Here is a 3,215-nt window from a genome sequence, read left to right as displayed (position 1 = left end):
GATGAGCATGAACAATGAGAACGATCAAGCCGATCGAGCTATTAGTACCGGTAAGCTTCATGCGTTGCCGCACTTCCACACCCGGCCTATCAACGTGGTCGTCTTCCACGGCTCTGATAGGGAACACTCGTTTTCAGGTGGGTTTCCCGCTTAGATGCCTTCAGCGGTTATCCCGTCCATATATAGCTACCCTGCTATGCCCTTGGCAGGACAACAGGTCCACCAGAGATATGTCCATCCCGGTCCTCTCGTACTAGGGACAGATCCTGTCAATATTCCTACACCCACGGCAGATAGGGACCGAACTGTCTCACGACGTTCTGAACCCAGCTCACGTACCGCTTTAATTGGCGAACAGCCAAACCCTTGGGACCTGCTCCAGCCCCAGGATGCGATGAGCCGACATCGAGGTGCCAAACAACCCCGTCGATATGGACTCTTGGGGGTCATCAGCCTGTTATCCCCGGCGTACCTTTTATCCGTTGAGCGATGGCCCTTCCACGCGGGACCACCGGATCACTATGACCGACTTTCGTCTCTGCTCGACTTGTCAGTCTCGCAGTCAGGCGGGCTTATGCCATTGCACTCGACGACCGATTTCCGACCGGTCTGAGCCCACCATCGCGCGCCTCCGTTACTCTTTCGGAGGCGACCGCCCCAGTCAAACTACCCACCATACACTGTCCCGGACCCGGATGACGGGCCGCGGTTAGACATCCATGACGATAAGGGTGGTATTTCAAGGATGGCTCCACGGAAACTGGCGTCCCCGCTTCAAAGCCTACCACCTATCCTACACATGCCGACACGAATGCCAGTGTAAAGCTATAGTAAAGGTGCACGGGGTCTTTCCGTCTGACCGCAGGAACCCCGCATCTTCACGGGGAATTCAATTTCACTGAGTCTATGTTGGAGACAGCGGGGAAGTCGTTACGCCATTCGTGCAGGTCGGAACTTACCCGACAAGGAATTTCGCTACCTTAGGACCGTTATAGTTACGGCCGCCGTTTACTGGGGCTTCGATTCAAAGCTTGCACCTCTCCTCTTAACCTTCCAGCACCGGGCAGGCGTCAGACCCTATACGTCGTCTTGCGACTTCGCAGAGCCCTGTGTTTTTGATAAACAGTCGCTACCCCCTGGTCTGTGCCACCCCATCATAGTTGCCTAAAATGGGGTCACGCTTCTTCCGAAGTTACGCGTGCAATTTGCCGAGTTCCTTCAACATAGTTCTCTCAAGCGCCTTGGTATACTCTACCTGACCACCTGTGTCGGTTTCGGGTACGGTCTATACGGTGGAGCTATTTCCTGGAACCGCTCCGCTGCCCTGATAATCCAATAAACCAGAACAACTTGTGCAATCCGTCACTACCACCAGGCCCACGAATATTAACGTGGTTCCCATCGACTACGCGTGTCCGCCTCGTCTTAGGGGCCGGCTAACCCTGCTCAGATTAACTTTAAGCAGGAACCCTTGGTCTTTCGGCGAGAGGGTCTCTCACCCTCTTTATCGTTACTCATGTCAACATTCGCACTTCCGATACCTCCAGGAGCCCTCACGGGTCTCCCTTCATCAGCTTACGGAACGCTCCGCTACCACTTGCATTGCTGCAAATCCTCAGCTTCGGTGCATGGCTTCAGCCCCGTTACATTTTCGGCGCAAAGACCCTTATTTAGACCAGTGAGCTGTTACGCTTTCTTTAAATGATGGCTGCTTCTAAGCCAACATCCTGGTTGTTTTGGGATCCTCACATCCTTTCCCACTTAGCCATGACTTGGGGACCTTAGCTGGAGGTTAGGGTTGTTGCCCTTTTCACGACGGACGTTAGCACCCGCCGTGTGTCTGCCGAGTAGTACTCCCCGGTATTCGGAGTTTGGTTAGGATCAGTAAGACGGTGAGTCCCCATAGCCCATCCAGTGCTCTACCCCCGGGGGTATTCGCTCGACGCTCTACCTAAATAGATTTCGCGGAGAACCAGCTATTTCCGAGTTTGATTGGCCTTTCACCCCTAGCCACAAGTCATCCCAATCTATTGCAACAGATGCGGGTTCGGTCCTCCAGTTGGTGTTACCCAACCTTCAACCTGCTCATGGCTAGATCACTCGGTTTCGGGTCTAATGCAACAAACTATATCGCCCTGTTCAGACTCGCTTTCGCTGCGCCTACACCTACCGGCTTAAGCTTGCTTGTTACACTAAGTCGTTGACCCATTATACAAAAGGTACGCCGTCACCCTTGCGGGCTCCGACTGTTTGTAGGCATCCGGTTTCAGGTTCTATTTCACTCCCCTTGTCGGGGTGCTTTTCACCTTTCCCTCACGGTACTTGTTCGCTATCGGTCATGCACGAGTACTTAGGCTTGGAGAGTGGTCTCCCCATGTTCAGACAGGATTTCTCGTGTCCCGCCCTACTCTAGGACAATCGTGATATCTACGCGTACGGGGCTGTCACCCACTACGGCCGCACTTTCCAGAGCGTTCCACTTTAATCACAATTGCCACTGGCCTGGTCCGCGTTCGCTCGCCACTACTTGCGGAGTCTCGGTTGATGTCCTTTCCTGCAGGTACTTAGATGTTTCAGTTCCCTGCGTTCGCTTCTTACACCCTATGTATTCAGGTGCAGATACCTTATCACAATGCTTGGAAACCATTCGGGTTTTCACTCACGCTTGTTCTGCACTTCGTGCAGCGCTGCGTGGGCGCGCCGGACGACCGGCGACGCGCTCTGCGCTGTATCGGGAAGTTCCCTTACAGGCCAGAGGCCGTCGGCGATCGTTCGCCGTAACGTCGGGTCGAAGACCCGACAACCAGAATGATTTTCCAAGCATTTAAGGTGGGTTGCCCCATTCGGAGATCCATGGATCAAAGCTCATTCGCAGCTCCCCACGGCTTTTCGCAGCGTATCACGTCCTTCATCGCCTGTGCATGCCAAGGCATCCACCAAATGCCCTTACGACACTTAATCGTTCTCATTGCCAATGCTCATCTTTAGTTGGATTTGGCAGACCTTATCCACTCGGCTTTCGCCCTCGTGGGGTGCCAAATCTGACCATCCGGACAACTCTTCAGTTGCCGCAAGGTCAGCTCCAACAATCCGGCTACCTTTTAAAACCGGATTATTCAGATGCCATCGACGTGTTCGACCTGATCACTTTATTGGAGCTACGCCGAGCAGCTCGCTTGTGTCAGGTCTTAAGACCAGCTTCTCGAGATTTGATC

1 rRNA gene is annotated in these 3,215 nt (G+C 53.6%); it reads right to left on the bottom strand.

The annotated features are described in order from the left end of the window. Positions 1–20: 20 nt before the first annotated feature. Positions 21–2,961: ribosomal RNA gene (locus CO660_RS32015) — 23S ribosomal RNA — on the bottom strand. Between the last annotated feature and the right edge of the window lie 254 nt (positions 2,962–3,215).

The sequence above is a fragment of the Rhizobium sp. L9 genome, from assembly GCF_002531885.1.
Lineage (GTDB): Bacteria > Pseudomonadota > Alphaproteobacteria > Rhizobiales > Rhizobiaceae > Rhizobium.
The sequence above is the reverse complement of the archived record's forward strand: the minus strand, read 5'-3'. Positions and strand labels throughout refer to the sequence as shown.